General features: G+C 47.3%; 23 protein-coding genes and 2 tRNA genes. 17 read left to right on the top strand and 8 right to left on the bottom strand.

Going from position 1 to position 16,229, the window contains the following annotated elements; genetic code table 11:
* Positions 1-10: 10 nt before the first annotated feature.
* The 9 genes from WCV72_05020 to WCV72_05060 all read left to right on the top strand — a co-directional run bounded on the left by WCV72_05020 (position 11) and on the right by WCV72_05060 (position 6,266).
* On the top strand, positions 11-367 hold the full coding sequence (locus tag WCV72_05020; protein MFA6458713.1) for a four helix bundle protein: 357 nt from the start codon (positions 11-13) through the stop codon (positions 365-367).
* Between the two features lie 16 nt (positions 368-383).
* A complete protein-coding gene (gene pth / locus WCV72_05025; GenBank protein ID MFA6458714.1) occupies positions 384-947 on the top strand; it encodes an aminoacyl-tRNA hydrolase in 564 nt (187 codons plus the stop codon).
* Positions 944-1,954 (top strand): anthranilate phosphoribosyltransferase, encoded by a 1,011-nt coding sequence (gene trpD / locus WCV72_05030; GenBank protein ID MFA6458715.1) that lies wholly within the window; start codon positions 944-946, stop codon positions 1,952-1,954. Before pth ends, trpD begins: the two co-directional genes overlap by 4 nt.
* Positions 1,955-1,993: 39 nt before the next feature.
* Positions 1,994-2,200 (top strand): ferredoxin, encoded by a 207-nt coding sequence (locus WCV72_05035; GenBank protein ID MFA6458716.1) that lies wholly within the window; start codon positions 1,994-1,996, stop codon positions 2,198-2,200.
* Between the two features lie 47 nt (positions 2,201-2,247).
* Positions 2,248-2,934 (top strand): HD domain-containing phosphohydrolase, encoded by a 687-nt coding sequence (locus WCV72_05040; GenBank protein MFA6458717.1) that lies wholly within the window; start codon positions 2,248-2,250, stop codon positions 2,932-2,934.
* A complete protein-coding gene (locus WCV72_05045; protein MFA6458718.1) occupies positions 2,864-5,044 on the top strand; it encodes a UvrD-helicase domain-containing protein in 2,181 nt (726 codons plus the stop codon). The genes WCV72_05040 and WCV72_05045 overlap by 71 nt, the downstream gene beginning before the upstream one ends.
* Positions 5,045-5,053: 9 nt before the next feature.
* Positions 5,054-5,617, top strand: coding sequence for a transposase (locus WCV72_05050; protein ID MFA6458719.1), 564 nt, complete (start codon positions 5,054-5,056; stop codon positions 5,615-5,617).
* A 24-nt stretch (positions 5,618-5,641) separates the two neighbouring features.
* Positions 5,642-5,726 (top strand) — tRNA-Leu (locus WCV72_05055).
* A gap of 129 nt (positions 5,727-5,855) precedes the next feature.
* Positions 5,856-6,266 (top strand): TspO/MBR family protein, encoded by a 411-nt coding sequence (locus tag WCV72_05060; protein ID MFA6458720.1) that lies wholly within the window; start codon positions 5,856-5,858, stop codon positions 6,264-6,266.
* Here the strand turns inward: WCV72_05060 and WCV72_05065 are convergent.
* A complete protein-coding gene (locus WCV72_05065; GenBank protein ID MFA6458721.1) occupies positions 6,247-7,155 on the bottom strand; it encodes an RluA family pseudouridine synthase in 909 nt (302 codons plus the stop codon). The genes WCV72_05060 and WCV72_05065 overlap by 20 nt on opposite strands.
* A 60-nt stretch (positions 7,156-7,215) precedes the next feature.
* On the opposite strand from WCV72_05065, the gene WCV72_05070 reads away from it, so the two are divergent.
* The gene (locus WCV72_05070) at positions 7,216-7,599 is read left to right on the top strand and encodes a hypothetical protein (GenBank protein MFA6458722.1); all 384 of its coding nucleotides are present in this window, start codon (positions 7,216-7,218) and stop codon (positions 7,597-7,599) included.
* 2 nt (positions 7,600-7,601) lie between these two features.
* Here the strand turns inward: WCV72_05070 and WCV72_05075 are convergent, their stop codons facing one another.
* Both WCV72_05075 and WCV72_05080 read right to left on the bottom strand, forming a co-directional pair.
* The gene (locus WCV72_05075; GenBank protein MFA6458723.1) at positions 7,602-7,817 is read right to left on the bottom strand and encodes a hypothetical protein; all 216 of its coding nucleotides are present in this window, start codon (positions 7,815-7,817) and stop codon (positions 7,602-7,604) included.
* Between the two features lie 32 nt (positions 7,818-7,849).
* Entirely contained in the window at positions 7,850-8,422 is a 573-nt protein-coding gene (locus tag WCV72_05080; GenBank protein MFA6458724.1) for a hypothetical protein, read from the bottom strand.
* Between the two features lie 70 nt (positions 8,423-8,492).
* Between WCV72_05080 and WCV72_05085 the strand changes: the two genes are divergently transcribed.
* The 4 genes from WCV72_05085 (at position 8,493) to recA (ending at position 11,517) form a co-directional block, all read left to right on the top strand.
* Positions 8,493-9,431 (top strand): magnesium transporter CorA family protein, encoded by a 939-nt coding sequence (locus tag WCV72_05085; protein ID MFA6458725.1) that lies wholly within the window; start codon positions 8,493-8,495, stop codon positions 9,429-9,431.
* A gap of 247 nt (positions 9,432-9,678) precedes the next feature.
* Positions 9,679-10,305 (top strand): transcriptional repressor LexA, encoded by a 627-nt coding sequence (gene lexA / locus WCV72_05090; GenBank protein MFA6458726.1) that lies wholly within the window; start codon positions 9,679-9,681, stop codon positions 10,303-10,305.
* Positions 10,306-10,320: 15 nt separating this feature from the next.
* Positions 10,321-10,461, top strand: coding sequence for a hypothetical protein (locus WCV72_05095; GenBank protein MFA6458727.1), 141 nt, complete (start codon positions 10,321-10,323; stop codon positions 10,459-10,461).
* A gap of 36 nt (positions 10,462-10,497) precedes the next feature.
* Entirely contained in the window at positions 10,498-11,517 is a 1,020-nt protein-coding gene (gene recA / locus WCV72_05100) for a recombinase RecA (protein MFA6458728.1), read from the top strand.
* A gap of 2 nt (positions 11,518-11,519) precedes the next feature.
* Here the strand turns inward: recA and WCV72_05105 are convergent, their stop codons facing one another.
* Positions 11,520-11,819 (bottom strand): hypothetical protein, encoded by a 300-nt coding sequence (locus tag WCV72_05105; protein MFA6458729.1) that lies wholly within the window; start codon positions 11,817-11,819, stop codon positions 11,520-11,522.
* Between the two features lie 109 nt (positions 11,820-11,928).
* Between WCV72_05105 and WCV72_05110 the strand changes: the two genes are divergently transcribed.
* Together WCV72_05110 and WCV72_05115 are read left to right on the top strand one after the other, a co-directional pair.
* A complete protein-coding gene (locus tag WCV72_05110) occupies positions 11,929-12,729 on the top strand; it encodes a sortase (protein MFA6458730.1) in 801 nt (266 codons plus the stop codon).
* Positions 12,730-12,744: 15 nt separating this feature from the next.
* Positions 12,745-12,828: transfer RNA gene (locus WCV72_05115), tRNA-Leu, on the top strand.
* Between the two features lie 206 nt (positions 12,829-13,034).
* Here WCV72_05115 and WCV72_05120 read toward each other — a convergent pair.
* The 4 genes from WCV72_05120 to WCV72_05135 all read right to left on the bottom strand — a co-directional run bounded on the left by WCV72_05120 (position 13,035) and on the right by WCV72_05135 (position 15,998).
* Positions 13,035-14,153 carry a hypothetical protein gene (locus WCV72_05120; protein MFA6458731.1) on the bottom strand — a complete coding sequence of 373 codons (1,119 nt, stop codon included), beginning with the start codon at positions 14,151-14,153 and terminating at the stop codon, positions 13,035-13,037.
* Between the two features lie 14 nt (positions 14,154-14,167).
* A complete protein-coding gene (locus WCV72_05125; protein ID MFA6458732.1) occupies positions 14,168-14,407 on the bottom strand; it encodes a metal-sensing transcriptional repressor in 240 nt (79 codons plus the stop codon).
* A gap of 108 nt (positions 14,408-14,515) precedes the next feature.
* Complete coding sequence (locus tag WCV72_05130; GenBank protein MFA6458733.1) at positions 14,516-14,995, bottom strand: hypothetical protein; 480 nt, start codon at positions 14,993-14,995, stop codon at positions 14,516-14,518.
* Between the two features lie 64 nt (positions 14,996-15,059).
* Positions 15,060-15,998 (bottom strand): UDP-2,3-diacylglucosamine diphosphatase, encoded by a 939-nt coding sequence (locus WCV72_05135; GenBank protein MFA6458734.1) that lies wholly within the window; start codon positions 15,996-15,998, stop codon positions 15,060-15,062.
* Between the two features lie 81 nt (positions 15,999-16,079).
* Between WCV72_05135 and WCV72_05140 the strand changes: the two genes are divergently transcribed.
* On the top strand, positions 16,080-16,229 hold a 150-nt coding region (locus tag WCV72_05140), incomplete at its 3' end, for a 50S ribosomal protein L27 (GenBank protein MFA6458735.1).

Here is a 16,229-nt window from a genome sequence, read left to right on the forward strand (position 1 = left end):
ATTTAAAATTTTGGACAAAAACGAACTAAAAGATCGAACAAAAAAGTTCGCCCTGAGAATAATTAAGCTAGTCGAAAAACTTCCGCAAAACATAGCCGCTTGGACAATTGGTAAACAATTAATTCGCTCAGGAACATCAGTTGCAGCAAATTATCGTGCTGTTTGCTTAGCGAAATCTCGCGCTGATTTCATCGCAAAACTTGGGATTGTCGTCGAAGAAGCAGATGAAAGTATTTTTTGGCTGGAATTAATTATTGAAAGTAAAATAATGCCAAGTAAATTATTAGAACCACTTTTACAGGAAGCCAAAGAAATCACCGCAATTATGGTCGCGTCGAAAAAATCCGCCTCCAAAAAGCAATCTTAAATTTTCAATTTTAAATATGAAATTAGTCATTGGACTTGGCAATCCCGAAAAAGACTACGGCAAGACGCGACATAATTTCGGCTTCCGCGCTGTCGATTTTTTGGCGGAGAAACTTGGATTTCCCGAGCTTAAATTAGAGAAAAAGTTCAAAGCCGAAGTGACGGAAAAGACGATTCGCGGAGAAAAAGTCTTCCTCGTGAAGCCGCAAACTTTCATGAATCTCTCCGGCGAGACAGTCGCCGCCCTGCTGAATTTTTACAAGCCGAAGCTCGATAATTTTTTGGTGATTTTCGACGATGTAGATTTGCCCTTCGGCAAAATAAGATTTCGCGAAGGCGGCTCCGCCGGCGGACATAACGGCGTGAAGAGTTTAATTCAGCATTTCGGGACAGCGAATTTCGCCCGGCTGCGACTCGGTATCGCGAATGATTTGCTCGGTGTGATGCCGACTGATGAATTCGTTTTGGGGAAATTCATGCCTGGCGAAGAAACAGAGATTCCGGAAATTCTGGAGAAAGCGAGCGAAGTGGTAGAAAAATTTTTGCAAGCTGGCGCGGAAAATTTAACAATTTCGGAATGAAAGAATTTCTCGCAAAGCTGAATACCGGACTAAACCTTTCGCGAGACGAAGCGGCTGCCGCGATGCAGGTCATCATGTCCGGCGGCGCGAGCGAGGCTGAGCTGGAGGAATACCTCGTTTTGCTCGCCGAAAAAGGCGAAACGGCGGATGAGATCGCAGGCAGTGCGCACGCGATGCGGGAAAATTCACGGAAAATTTTTCCCAAAGTCGCGCGCTTCGTCGACATCGTCGGGACCGGTGGTGACTGCTCGGATACTTTCAATATCTCGACCACTGCCGCTTTCGTCGTCGCGGGCGCCGGAGTCGCCGTCGCCAAGCACGGTAATAAAGCGGTTTCGTCGAAGAGCGGCGCGGCGAATGTACTCGAGGCGCTCGGGGTGAAAATCAATCTCGAACCCGAACGCGTGGAAAAATGCATCGAAGAAGTTGGCATCGGCTTTTTGTTCGCACCGATTTTTCACCCGGCGATGAAATACGCCGCACCCGTCCGCGCGAAGCTGAAACGCAAAACTATCTTCAATCTGCTCGGTCCGCTGACAAACCCCGCCGGCGCCAAGCACCTTTTGATTGGCGTTTTCGAGGAAAGACTGGCGCCGATTTTCGCCGAAGTCCTGCGCCAAAATGGCGTGACGCACGCGCTCGTCGTCCACGGCGACGGTTTGGATGAATTTTCGACAACGGGAAAATCGACTGTTTTTGAGGTGCAAAACGAGAAAATCGCCAAGCTCGCAATTGATTTAGCGGAATTCGGGATTCAAAAAACAGCGCGCGAAAATTTACGCGGGGGCGATGCGACAGTGAATGCGCAGATTTGCCGGGAAATTTTGGCAGGAGAAAGTGATGTCGCGAAAACTGAAATCGTCATTCTGAATGCTGGTGCTGCAATCTTCGCAGCCGATGCCGCACCAAATTTGGCAGCGGGAATCGCGGCAGCGCGTCAGTCGCTCGAGTCCGGCGCAGCAGAACAAAAATTGAAAAACTTGATTGAATTCACCAATCAGGGTTAAAATACCGTCTTGATTTAAGCTCACAGTAAATTTACTAAGATGAATAAGAAAAATCCCCCCAAAATCGTCATAAGTGATGCCTGCATCGGTTGCGGAATTTGTGCCACGATCGCCTCGGAAGTTTTCGAGATGGATCCAGCCAGCGGCAAAAGCCAAGTTCGCGCCGATACTGATTTGAAAAATTTAAAAAAAGCCGAGGAAGCCGCAGCAGCCTGCCCGGTCGGAGCAATCGAAATCGAGGAATAATCCAGGAAAGCAAAGCACTCACACACTCTTAATTTTACGCGCCGAACATGAGAGAGTCTCCGCTTGCTACTGAGAGAAACCCTGAACAGCTGGACTTGGCTGGAGAAATTCGTGCTTTAATTCAACAATTTTGGCACCATGTTCGAGTCAATATTTTGGTAAATAAATTCGTAGCTGAGCAAAAAAATATCAAAAAGCAGGACTTATTAAGTCTTAGAATAGCTTGTCTCTTTCATGATGTCGGAAAAATTTTTGTCAGAGGCGGTCTGAAAATGACTTTAAAAACAGGCAAATTGACACCCGAAGAATTTGATCAAATGAAGGATCATGCCGTTTTTTCGAAAAATTTTCTTAAAACACTGAGACTTTCAAAATCTGCCGAGATTGCCGGCAATCACCATGAACGCTGGGACGGCAAGGGTTATCCTAATGGACTGGCTGGCAATCAAATACCACTCACCGCCCAAAGTTTAGTAATGGGTGATGTTCTCGATGCGATGATTGCTTGTCGACCCTACAATAATGTTCTCACAATCGACGAGGCAATCGCTGAATTTGAAAAAGAATCCGGGAAACAATTTAATCCTGAGCTCGTCGAAACTTTTTGTGAATTTGTTGAGAAAAATCGCGAGATGATTGAATTACTTTTGCTAAAATCCGGCGGTGGAAAACCCAAAAAAAAGCTCGACAGATCACGAAGAAATCTTGGCGAACCTGAACCCTGCGCAAATTGAAGCAGTCCAAACCCTGAAAGGTCCGATGCTCGTCATCGCGGGCGCGGGCTCAGGCAAAACCAAAGCCCTGACACACCGCATCGCGAATTTGATCGCGAACGGAATTTCGCCGCACGAAATTTTGGCAGTGACCTTCACGAATAAAGCGGCGGGCGAAATGAAGATCCGCATTCGCGCGATGCTCGGCGAAAAAGTCACAATGCCAGTCGTCGGCACTTTTCACTCGATTTGCGTGCAAATTCTCCGGCGCGAAATTCACCACCTCGGACGCGAAAATAATTTTTTGATTTACGACGGGACGGATCAGAAGCTGCTGATGAAAAGGATTTTTAAGGATAAACATATCGAGGAAAAAGAATTCAATCCGGCGGCAATCTTGTCAGCGATTTCCGGCGCGAAATCGCGACTCGTCAGTCCGACGAGCTTCGTCGGCGGCTCGCGCTTCGGCGATCTGGCAGCTGAGCTTTATCCGCTTTACGAAAAAAAATTGGCGGAAGCGAACGCGCTCGACTTCGACGATTTGCTTTTGAAAGTCGTCGAGCTGTTTGAAAAATTTCCGCAGATTCTCGAGAAATATCAGGAAAAATGGCACTTCCTCTCGGTCGACGAATACCAGGACACCAATCTCGCGCAAGCGCGCATCACGAATTTATTGGCGGAAAAATACCGCAATCTCTGCGTCATCGGCGACCCCGATCAGTCGATTTATTCTTGGCGCGGCGCGGACATTTCCAATATTCGCGATTTCAAAAAGAATTATCCTGAGGCGAAGATCGTGAAGCTCGAACAAAATTACCGCTCGACGACGACAATTCTAGACGCGGCGAACGCCGTGATCTCACGCAATGGCAATCGTGAGGACAAAAAACTTTGGAGTGAAAAAACCGGCGGCGAAAAGATTTTCCTGCTCGAGTTGAATGATGAACGCGAGGAAGCGGAATTCATCGCCGCGGAAATCGAACGGAAAATTCGCGAGACAAATTGTTTTTACCGCGACTGCGTGATTCTCTACCGCACGAATGCGCAATCCCGCGTCATCGAGGAAGTTTTCCTCCGGCACGGTCTACCGCACCGCATCATCGGCGGTGTGAAGTTTTACGCGCGCAAGGAAATTAAAGATGTTTTGAGTTATTTGAAAATAATTCAGAATCCGCGCGATGACATTTCCCTGCTCAGAATTTTGAATGTGCCGACGCGCAAAATCGGCCTCCGCACCGTCGAAGTTTTGCAGCGCAAAGCGACTGAGGTCGGCGGCGGGATTTGGGACGCGCTGAAAAATTGTCGCGATACGGAAATTCCAGACAGCAAAAAAGAGATTTTGGAGCGCTTCGTCCGGCTGATTGAGGAGCTGCAAAATCTGAATCGAACGAACACAGCAGCAAGCCTGATCAAAAATGTTTTGGCGCGGACGAAGCTGAAAGAATGGTGGCTGAGCGAGGGCGAAGCTGAGGGCGAGACGCGCGTCGAAAATGTGCTCGAGCTCATCTCGGTCGCCGCGAAATACGACGCGCTCGAACCAGCCGTCTCGCTCGCGACTTTCCTCGAGGAAATTTCGCTGCTCTCGGACGCCGACCAAATCGAGGAAAAGGAAAATTCGGTCCTGCTCATGAGTCTCCACGCCGCGAAAGGTCTGGAATTCCCGGTTGTTTTCATTTCCGGACTCGAACAAAATATCTTCCCGCATTCGCGCAGCCTGCTCGATCCGCGCCAGCTCGAGGAAGAACGCCGCCTGTTTTATGTCGGCATCACGCGCGCGATGGACTCGCTTTTTCTCCTGCGCGCCAGGCAAAGAATGTTTTTTGGCGAGACACAGATGAATGCGCCGAGCGAATTTCTGAAAGACATTCCGGAAAATCTGCTGGCGGAAGAATCACGGCGCGAGCTGAAACGCAGAGGTTTTGGCGAAAGAATGTTGCCGGACGAAAATTTTGGTACAGGCGAGTCGCGACCCGCCTCTGCGCCAGAATTCGCCGTCGGCGAACGCGTCGCGCATCCAGTCTTCGGCGAGGGCACAGTCGTAAATGTCATGGGCGGCGTGATTGAAGTGAATTTCCCAATCGGCGTGAAAAAGCTCGCGATTTCAATCGCACCACTGAGAAAAATTGGCTAAAATTTTTCCGTGGAAAATAAAATCCGCGAACGCAAGCTCGCACCGAGATTGAAGGATTTTGATTATTCGACTGACGGCGCATATTTCATCACGACCTGCACGCAAAATCGCGAAAACTTTTTTGGCGAAATCGAAAATGAAAAAATCGTTTTGAATAATTGTGGAAAAATCGTACAAAAATGCTGGAATGATTTGCCGAATCATTATTCGAATTGTCGTTTGGATGAATTCGTCATTATGCCGAATCATTTTCATGGAATTATTTGGATTGATAATTTATTCGAACCCGTAGGGACAGGTTTTAAACCTGTCCCTACTAATCCCGAACCTGTCCCTACGCACGCCACACTGCACGGTCTTTCAGAAATTATCCGCGGATTCAAAACATTTTCCTCGCGACAAATAAACATCAAATTCGTGGAACAATCCACGCCTCTCGTATTTCGCTGGCAACGCAGCTTCTATGACCACATCATCCGCGATGAAGACGAACTAAATCGTATCCGGGATTATATCCGGCTAAACCCCGCACACTGGATGAAAGATAAAAATTTTCGCAACAACGATAAATAAAATTTTGCTAAAATTCCCACCAATGCCCGGGTGGTGAAATTGGTAAACACGCACGCTTCAGGAGCGTGTGCTGCAAGGCTTGGAGGTTCAAGTCCTCTCCCGGGCACCATTCTTCGCACCAGCGAAGAATGCCCTTTGTAGCCTTGGCGAAGAAGGGCGATAAAAAATATTTTCTGCTAATCTTATTGCAAAGCTTCGAATAACTGCTAACTGCGTCAAAAAATTTAACAAAACCAAAATGAATTTCTTTGCCACGAATGCGCCGGGCTGGTACGCCAGCCTCATCAAGCCGAGCTTCGCGCCACCGGCTGCAGCCTTTGGAATTGCTTGGTCGATTTTGTATCCGATTATTTTCATCACCTTCGGCATCGTGTTTTGGCTCGCTGCAAAGAAAAAAATTCCGCGCCTCGTCGCGCTCCCCTTCGCGCTAAATTTGCTTTACAACTTCGCTTTCTCACCAATCCAATTCGGTCTGCAAAATAATCTACTCGCCGCTGCCGACATCATCTTGGTACTCGCGACGCTCATTTGGGCGATCTTCGCCATCTGGAAACACTCGAAAGTTTTGGCGCTCGCGCAAATCCCCTATTTGCTGTGGGTTTGCTTCGCGACGGTTTTGCAAATCTCGGTTACCGTTTTAAACGCCTGAGGTAATTTTTCAATTCAGTAGGCAAAGGCGAATTAAATTCGACGAGTTCTTTGGTTTTGGGATGGTGAAATTTCAATTCGGCGGCATGCAAAAACATCCGCGGCGCGGCAAATTTTTCATTCAGCTTCTTCGTAGAATAAGTCGGATCGCCGACGAGCGGATAGCCAATCGACTGGAAATGCACGCGAATTTGGTGCGTCCGGCCCGTGAGCAATTTGATTCGTACGAGCGTCGCCTCCGCGAATTGCTCGACGACTTCGAATTCCGTCACCGCTTCCCGTGCGCCAGCCCCAGTCAATACGCGGCGGCGTGTCGGATCACGCGGATCGCGCCCCATCGGCGCATCAATGCGCCCACGCGGAGTTTTCAGCTTGCCAGCGACGAGCGCGAGATAAAATTTCTCGACGCGGCGTTCGGCAAATTCCTTGCCGAGAAAAGTCTTGGCGGCTTCCGTCTTGGCGACGACGAGACAGCCGGAAGTTTCGCGGTCGAGCCGATGCACGATGCCCGGTCGTCGATCCTCGCTCGCCTTTTTTTTCAAATGAAACAAGACCGCATTGACCAATGTCCCCGCGACATGCCCGCCGTGATCCGTCGGGTGGACAACCATCCCACTTGCTTTGTCGACGACGAGAATTTCGGAATCTTCGAAGAGAATTTGGAGCGGTAAATTTTCCGGTTCAATTTTAAGTGTCTTGAGTGGCGGAACTTTGACCTCAATCAAATCGCCCGCCGCGATTTTTTGCGCCGGCTTGGCTGGCTTGGAGTTCACGAGCAGCTCGCATTTCGCGAGCAAGGAACGCGAAAACTGTGGCAACTCTTTGGCTAAAAATTTATCGAGACGAGTCAGAATTTCGTCCTCCGCAATTTTGAAATGAAAGTAAGCCATCTAAATTGAATGAATTTTAGCTTTATTGTAGAATCAATCCTAATTTTTAAATTCACTTTTATGAATGACAATTGGATTCCATTTTCCTTATCATCAGAGAGGGCTGATGAGCTAAAACCACAGATTGATCGAATAACTCCATACATAGTTGCTTTCGTCAGAAACCACCTCCAAGGTTACTTAATCGCTAATCATGTTTATTGCTTTGAGTTAGGAGGAGAAGGAGAAACAGAAACCATACGAGCAGCAATGCAACAGGTTGGTTTTGAAGTCCACACACATAAAGACGAACCGCTGAGCCACAGTGGCTACAGCGAAAAACCTGACCCTAAAAAACTAGGAGAATTTATGCTTTCAATGCCTAGAGGAGAGAGGAGAGCTTTTCAAACAAAAGTTAACACTGCCGTAAAAAAGCTTTTAGGCTTGGCAGATAGGCTTGCTTGAATTCAAGTTTTGATACGGTAATAATTTTTGATCGATTCCTCTGTCCCGAAAGCAACATCCGTCTTGGCACACTTCGGACAGCGGAAAGTAAATTTCTTTTTGGTCTGTTTCGCCTCGACCAGCTCCTGGCACTTCTTGCAAAAAAAGACGAGCTTTGCAGGCGGGATAGCTTCCTCGCTTTGGGGAATCGGCGTGATGGTGCGAAGGTCGGAGGACATAAGGTGTTGGAGATGTTGGAGGTGTTAGAACTTCAAATGTCGAGGCGCATGCGCGCGTCTTCTTTGGTTTTTTCTGGGTCATCACGCAAATCAATCTGACTGCCGAATTGCGGACGCCGCGGCAAATGCGCGATTGGTTCAGCGTGGGAATGTGCACGCAGCTGCTCTTCGCTCCTGAGTAAATAGCCGCCAAAGAAAACAAACACAGTACCGACGAGCGCGAGATGAATGCCCAGCCGGAGCTCGTAATTCGCCGCGCGGGTAAGTGAAGTCGCGTGCATGATTGTAAGCACGAAAACGAGCAGTGTAGATTCCCCGCCGAGGAAAGTAAGCAAGACGGAATCCCGCCAGCCAGTCCGCGGAAAACGGATACCAAAAAGCGGCAGCGCGACGACCGCGAGCGACAACAACATACAAACGAGTGTGATAACACCAATGATTAAATTTTGGTCACCGAAACCATTGTAAGAATTCTCAGTACCAAGCACCGCAGTCCCGATCGTGTGCCACGGCATGAAAATTGAGAGGAGTGTGAGGAGCGAACCCGCAAGGACAATCTGTCGTGCCCGCGAGAGATTCTTGAGATTTTGGGAAACCGATTGCATCGCGAGAAGATTAAAGGTTCTGCGACATTCTTTCAAGATTTGATTTTTGAGCTAAATTTTTGCACAATGGGTGCAACCAATTTCGCCAATGAACGGCATTTCCAAGCCAATCACGCACAAAGATTTGAAGTGGTACGATTTTCCCAAACCAGACCAATCGACTATTGATTTTTTAGCGAAAAAATTTAAATTTCATCCGCTCGACCTCGAGGACTGCCTCACCGAGATTCAGCGACCGAAGATTGACGAGTACCCGAATTATCTTTTTATCGTCCTGCATTTCCCAATCTGGAATCAGCGCATAGGACGCATCACGACTGAAGAGGTCGATATTTTTATTAGCCAAAATTTCGTCGTCACGCTACACAATGACGCGCTCGCGCCAATTGAAAAAATCCGTACTGCTTGCCAAAAAAAATACGGACGCGAAAAATATTGCGGGCGCGGCAGCGGTTATTTCTTGTATGAATTGACGAGTGAGCTCTTCGACTACTGTTTCCCGATTATCGACAAAATGTGGCAACAAGCCGGCTCAATCGAACGCGATGTTTTCGACCAAGAAGGTATGCGCGACCTCTTGAAAGACATCATGCTGCTGAAAAAAAACATCATTACTTTCCGTAGAATTCTGCAGCCGGAACGACCGGTTATCTCCTCGCTTGAGCACAAAAATAAAAAGTTTCTACCGGAAAAGCTTGAAGCCTATTTCGATGATGTCGTGGATAAGATCGAGAAACAATGGAATTCGCTCGACTCACTGAAGGAGGTCGCCGAGACTCTGCAGGACGCGAACGAAAGTTTGATTTCGCACCGCAGTGGCGAGACGATCAAAATTCTCACAATCTTCAGCGTGATTATGTTGCCGCTGACTTTGATTTCCGGAATCTTCGGCATGAATGTCTCATTACCGCTGCAAGAAAGTCCGACTGCCTTTCTCACGGTGTCCGGTGTAATGCTCGTGACTGTCATCACTATGCTGGCGTATTTTCGCTGGAAAAAATGGTGGTAGAAAGTTGGTAGTTGATAGTTGATAGTTTTCCAACTATTTTTTTCGACAAACAAAAAATCCTGCGCGCGATTCCGATGGAATCACTTTTGGCAGGATTATTTGCAATCTAAGATTTGCTACTTATGTATTTTAGTCGCGCACTTAAATTTAGGCAATTTTGGAAATAAAAACATTTTTAACAATCTTTTTACATATTTTCCACCTGGATTTCTTGATTTTTTACATATTTCCTTTAAATTGCTGACAAATGCTAACCACTCGCCAAAATCGCTTCCTCGAGCTGCTGCGCAACTTCATCGCGCTGCACGGCGACTCCCCGACGCTCGCCGAGATGAAAGTCTGGATGGAGGAGAATGACTGGGGCGAAGTCTCAAGTCTGAATAGCGTGAAGCAATATCTCGACGCTTTGGTGGACAAAGGCTTCATCGCACGCGAAAGTAAAAAGCGCGGCATTACGCTCGTCGACGACAAACTCACGACACAAAAAATCCCGCTCATCGATTCGCGCGTTTCTTGCGGCAGCGCGACCAATTTACTCGAAGACAACGCCTGCGACTTTCTCGAAGTTTCGAAGAAATTGATTCGTAGTTTTGAAAAAGTTTTTGCTTTCCGCTGCGAGGGCGACTCGATGAATCAAGCCGGCATCGACGACGGCGACTGTGTCCTCGTCCGACCTGAGACACATGATGTACGCGATGGTGATTTGGTTTTGGCAAGCGTGAATGACTGCGGCATAGTCAAGAAATTCAAACGCGCTGGCGAAACAATCTCACTCCTACCCCAGAGCTCGAACCCGATTCACAAACCAATCTATCTGCACACGAGCGACAGCGACGCGATTGTCGGGAAAGTCCTCAGCATTTTAAAAAACTAACTTAATCCCCGTCCCGTGCAAACCGAATTCACCTTCAAATCAAGCGAAATCGAACAACCCAGCGACTTTTTTTCAATTCAAAAAGTGCAGCTCGTTCTCACTTTGCTTTCGCTCGCAGTCGCCTTTTTCGCCATTCTGGAATTGTCGATTTCCTAATTTTTTATTTAAACTAAAGCCACTAATCCCCTCACCATGGATGATAATAAAAGAAAAGCGCTCGAAGCCGCACTCGGACAAATCTCGAAAAATTTTGGTGAGGGCGCAATCATGCGGCTCGGCGAAGCGAAACGCATCAATGTCGCGACGATTCCGACCGGCTCGATTTCGCTCGACCTCGCGCTCGGCGGTGGCTTGCCGAAAGGTCGCGTGATTGAAATTTATGGTCCGGAAAGTTCCGGCAAAACGACGCTCTCGCTGCATGTCATTTCAGAGTTTCAGAAAGCCGGCGGTCAAGCCGCCTTCGTCGATGCCGAACACGCGCTCGATCCGGAATACGCCGCACACATCGGCGTCGATGTCGACAACCTGCTGATTTCCCAACCAGACACCGGTGAGCAAGCACTCGAAATCGTGGAAACTTTGGTGCGCTCAAACGCGGTCGATGTAATCGTGATCGACTCGGTCGCGGCACTCACGCCCCGCGCAGAAATCGAAGGTGAAATGGGCGGATCACTGCCAGGACTGCAGGCGCGTCTGATGAGCCAAGCCTTGCGCAAACTGACTGCCATCGTCGCGAAATCTGGGACGACGCTAATTTTCCTGAATCAGCTTCGCATGAAAATCGGCGTGATGTTCGGCAATCCCGAGACCACGAGCGGCGGTAATGCGCTGAAATTTTATGCTTCGGTGCGCCTCGACATCCGCCGCACAGGTAAGATCGACACCGGTACTGGCGATGCAAAACAAACCATCGGCAACTCAACGCGCGTGAAAGTCGTGAAAAATAAAGTCGCGCCACCGTTCCGCCAAGCGGAATTCGAGATTCGCTACAATGTCGGAATTGATAAAGCCTCCGATTTGATTTTGACCGGCAATAAACTTGGTGTGATCGGCAAAGCTGGCGCATTCATCGAGATCGAAGGCACGAAATATCAGGGCATGGAAAAAGCGCGCGCCGCCCTACTCGCCGACAAAAAACTTTTCGCCACGGTCGATAAAAAAGTTCGCGTCGCTGCCAAAGGCGTCGATCTCGCGACAGGCGAAGTGAAGTGATTTCAGCTCACTTTCACCAAAAGTTGTCTTGCAAATTCTTCGCCAAGATTATCTGGATCTACAAAAACACGAATCCGCCCGTCTTCAAACAAGTGAAAATGGAAGTCTGGAGATTCAACAACTGAGATTGAAAGAGGTCTCTCGTCAGAAGCAAGAGTCTTAACTAAAGTCACGATTAATTCTTTTTCTCCGGCTTGCGGAATTACACGCGGCTTTCTACCCAAAAGCTGCCGTATTTTTACGAAATCAGGACTTGGCTCTGACACTTCAGCCGTTTCATCGGATTTGTTTGAGAGCTCCATAATTTAAATTACAAGGCGTCATCTTAATTCTGTTTCCCTTGTAAAACAAGCTTTTTTCTGCTAAAATGGCGGGAATACAAAATTGCAAAACCAAAACCAAAAGTCGGAATTGAGTCCTGCGGAAATCGAGCAGCTGCGCCGCGAACTCATGCGCGCCGAGGCGCGCTTCCGCCGCAGAATTTCCCGCGCGCGCCAAGCCAAACCACTCGCCGAATTCGGGAAATTCGGGCTCACTGCTGTGATTATTTTTGTCATTGTTTTTGTCGGCATGAACTTCGGCGCTTTCGAAAAACAAGCGACCTTTTTGCTCGCGAAAGTCGAGACAGGCGAACCAGTCGCCGCGACTAATTCCGTCACGAAAAAAGTTGAGTTTCAGAAACCCAAACTTGTCGTCGCCAAAGATTCAAAAAATAATCGACTCGCCTTGCCGCCGCTCCTGGCCGAGGTCGCACCGCCCGACAATCGACTCATCATTCCTTCGCTCTCAATCCATGCGCCGATCCAAACGCCGGAGAATGTCGATTTGACCGCAGCGAATTGGGAGACTATCGAATCACAAATCCAGGACGCTTTACAAAATGGTGTCGTAAGTTTCCCGGGAACAGCCAAACCGGGCGAACGCGGAAACGCTTTTATTACAGGTCATTCGAGCTATTACCCACTTCTGCCGGGACGCTATAAAGATGTTTTCGCGCTGCTGCCGCAAATCAAAATTGGCGATGAAATCGAAGTCTGGCAAAACGAGCGCAAATTTACCTACCGCGTGAGCGACAAAAAAGAAGTCTCGCCAAGCGATGTCGGCGTTTTGGAAAATACGCAAGACTACCGACTAACATTGATGACTTGCACACCAATCGGCACTGCACTCCGCCGCTTGATCGTGACAGCTGAACTAGTCAAAAGTGCGTGATAAAATTGAGGAGATGCTGGGGTGGTGAAATGGTAGACACGCTGGTTTTAGGAACCAGTGCCGCAAGGCATGGAGGTTCAAGTCCTCTCCCCAGCACCAGGTCAGCTCAATGATTTAATGATTCAATCAGAAAATGAGAAAACGATGAAATAAGAAAATGATTGAATGATTGGATAATTGAAACCCGAATTTCAAAACTCAAAAACATGGAACATGAACGATTCAGATTATAAGATTGAACTTGCGGGAGTCTGCAAATTATAAAAAGTAACCTTGACTAAGTTTCAGACGAACAACTTTGAAGCTTATTCACAAGTGAATTGATTGCAATTTTTGCGGCAACAAAACATTTTTTTGAGCAACCAGAAAAAAAGCGCAACCACAACTACTGTTGTCGTGATGATTACGATTTTAGTCAATAAGATTGGGGCAAAAACTTTATAAAGAAAACTTCCCAAAACGGCATAAGCGACCAAAGGGCAAACGAGACCCCACTGCGAGACATGATATTCCCGAAAAAAATTATGACGAAAATAATTAAGCAAAAGCATCAATCCAAAAAATAAATACCAAGTCTCAAAAGCAAAAGCCGTCGTGATTACGATTTTGAAATAATTGCCGAGTTCGGCGTCATGAAATTTTTCGAGCCAATGACCAAGCCGAAAGGCAGAAATTGCATAAAGCGTGATGTTCGGAACGACAATCAGAAGGCTCGGCAGGAATTGTTTTGTCGGCAAACCGCTCGCAGCAAAGTGCGATTTGAAAAGCGCGATGGTTTTAACAAGCAAAAGAAAAAATCCAACCGATCCGGAAATCAATGACAGAAAAGCCGCTGAATTCGCAAGGCGCGCGTCAGCAGCAAGAGCAGCAATGCCTGTCCCAATCACAGTAATCATGCCAAGTGCGAAAGGGTGCAACAACCAAGCAAATGAAATTTTGGAAAGATCAAAACTCTTTTGGAAAGAAAGTGCGAGTAATTTAGTCTCAAAATACAATGTGACAACCCACAAAATTAACCAAGCGACAAAACCCGGTAGCATTAGGCTTTGAAAATTGTTATAAAAAAACGGAACAAAATAACGAATCGGTCCAATCAGGACATTTAAGGTCATCGCGAAAGAAATAAATGGGGCGAGCAGGGCAGAATTTTGCAAAGGATCATCACGAAAATTTTTATAATTTTCGGTACCCCAAAATCGGATTAGCGGCCTCAGAAGAATAATCGAAAGCAAAAAATGGAGCGCGACAAAAATCAAAGCGTTGGCTTCCATGATCCGAACAAGTGCTCCCCCGCCAGTTTGCGAAAAATTAATTAATCCGGCTGGATGCTCAATCGAATAATTAAGAAAGGCGAACGAAATTACAGAAATCCCGCCTGCACCGAGGGGTGCGAGCCAAGCCAGAGGTGAAAAGTTTTTAGACATTCTAAAAAATTAAATTACAATTTAGATAATTCGGTCAAAATTTTTTCAAACTCTTTTTGCTTTTGCGCCGAGCGCAAAGAACTACATCGCACCAAGTTTTCAGTCAAAATTTTCGCAATGAGCGAATTGAGTGCGCCGCGTGCCGCCTTAACTTGAATCAATATCTGAACACAATCTTTTTTAGTAGAAAGCATTTTCTGGACAGCCCTCAATTGACCAATCAAGTTTTCGATCCTTTGCTCAATTGTTTTCATGCGCTGATTTTATCACACCCCCCAGGGGTGTCAAAAAATTTAGTTGACAAAAAAGCCCGCCTCATCCAAGCGAGCCTTTTTGCATTTCCAAACTTTTAACCTCAAAAATTAGCGAATTCTGCGAATTTTAAATTTCACTTTACCGAGCGCGAAAACATCGTGTTCGCGATGCAGATAAAACAGAGCCGCAACGACGAGCAGCGCACCGATAACATTTAGAATTTTCGAAAGCTCAGTCGCAGCCGCCGCGGCGTGGAGCTTCTCAGTGATGACTGTCATGTCAGCTGCGCCATGCAAAGTTTCGACCGGTGCGGCAGCGTAGAAATTTTGCTGCGCGACATAGTCCGTCGCATTCGTCGCGACAAACTCTGACGGTCCGACCTGCGTCGCAATGACGAGATGTACCGCCGCAGCAATCACGACCAATCCGGCGAAAGCGAAAATCAACGGAGAAATAAAACTCGAAAAATCCGGCAGCGTCTCACGAATCAAGAGATGCGGACGCGCCGCCAGATGCGCACGCGAATGCGCGATGATGAGATCCGCCGTCGAGCCGCGCACCTTTGGTTTGTTGTTTGTTTTGGTCATTGTTAGTTTTTAAATCTGATTATTTTAGCATTTTTAAAGCCTATAAACAATCACGCTCGATTGACTAAATCAAGACTTTATTTCGAAAAAGACTCGGCCTTGCTTTAGCAAGCTTTAATTTGTGCGTCGTCCGACGCGAAACATTTTTGAGAATTTGGAGAGTTTTAGCGTTGATGAGCCGCACAGAATGAGCATCGACATCGAGAAAAACCGGCGGAAACTCAATCTGATCGTCCCCCACCCAGCTCCCGCAATTCGCGTAAATTTTGTCGCCGAGCGTTTCAATCTTTTGTAAATGTGTGTGCCCAAACACGACGAGCGAGTATCGTTCATCCGTGAGCAGCTCACGCGCCCCGCGTTCGTATTCGCTGAAATCACCGCCCAAAGCCTGATAATTCGGATTTGCCGGCGTGACTAAATCAGCGAAATTTTTCGGATCTTGTGAAATGCGCCGCAGAAATTTTTTGTAAACGAGATAAATCTGCTCACAGAAATTATCAATTTTGGGATTCAGTTTTTCTTCCAGCCAGCCGGCGAGACGCGTGATCCGATCGCCGAGCGAAATCTCGGAAGGATCGAAATTATCGTCACGGCGATTTGCGAGCGAAAATTGATGACCGTGCAGCGCAAAAATTTTGAGCGGTAGATTAGAGTATTCCGGTAGCACCTCAACCTGCGACCCGAGAAAATGCGAGTCGCCGTGCGGATCACAATCCGCTGCGACCGCAATATCATGATTCCCAACGACATATTTCACGGGGATTTTTTTCGCTAAACGAAAAAGGTGCTCGAAAATCAAGTGATACTCCGAGTAAATCGCAAGGAAATCGGACTGCAAAAGCTCAAGAAAATCACCCAAAATCACGAGCTCGTTCGCATTTTGCTCAGCATAGTCAAGTAGCCGGTGCAGATAATAGCTCGCGTGAAAATCGTTGGTGCGGCCGACACCGAGGTGCAGATCGGAAATGAAAATCACATTTTTCAATTTTTGTTTTCTTGTCATTTTAGCAGGAAATCACATTCTTTTCAAGGTTTTGCAATCAGCTCAGCTTTTCCGTAAAATCCGCGAACATAATTTCAAACAATGGCTCATAAGAAGGCTGGTGGTTCTACCCAAAATTCGCGCGATTCGCAGCCGAAGTACCTCGGTGTGAAGAAATTCGGCGGTGAAAAAGTCGTCGCCGGAAATATCATCCTGCGCCAAAAAGGCATGAAATATGAGCCGGGAACGAAT

It is taken from the genome of Patescibacteria group bacterium, from assembly GCA_041665585.1.
Classification (GTDB): Bacteria; Patescibacteriota; Gracilibacteria; order JAHISY01; family JAHISY01; genus JAHISY01.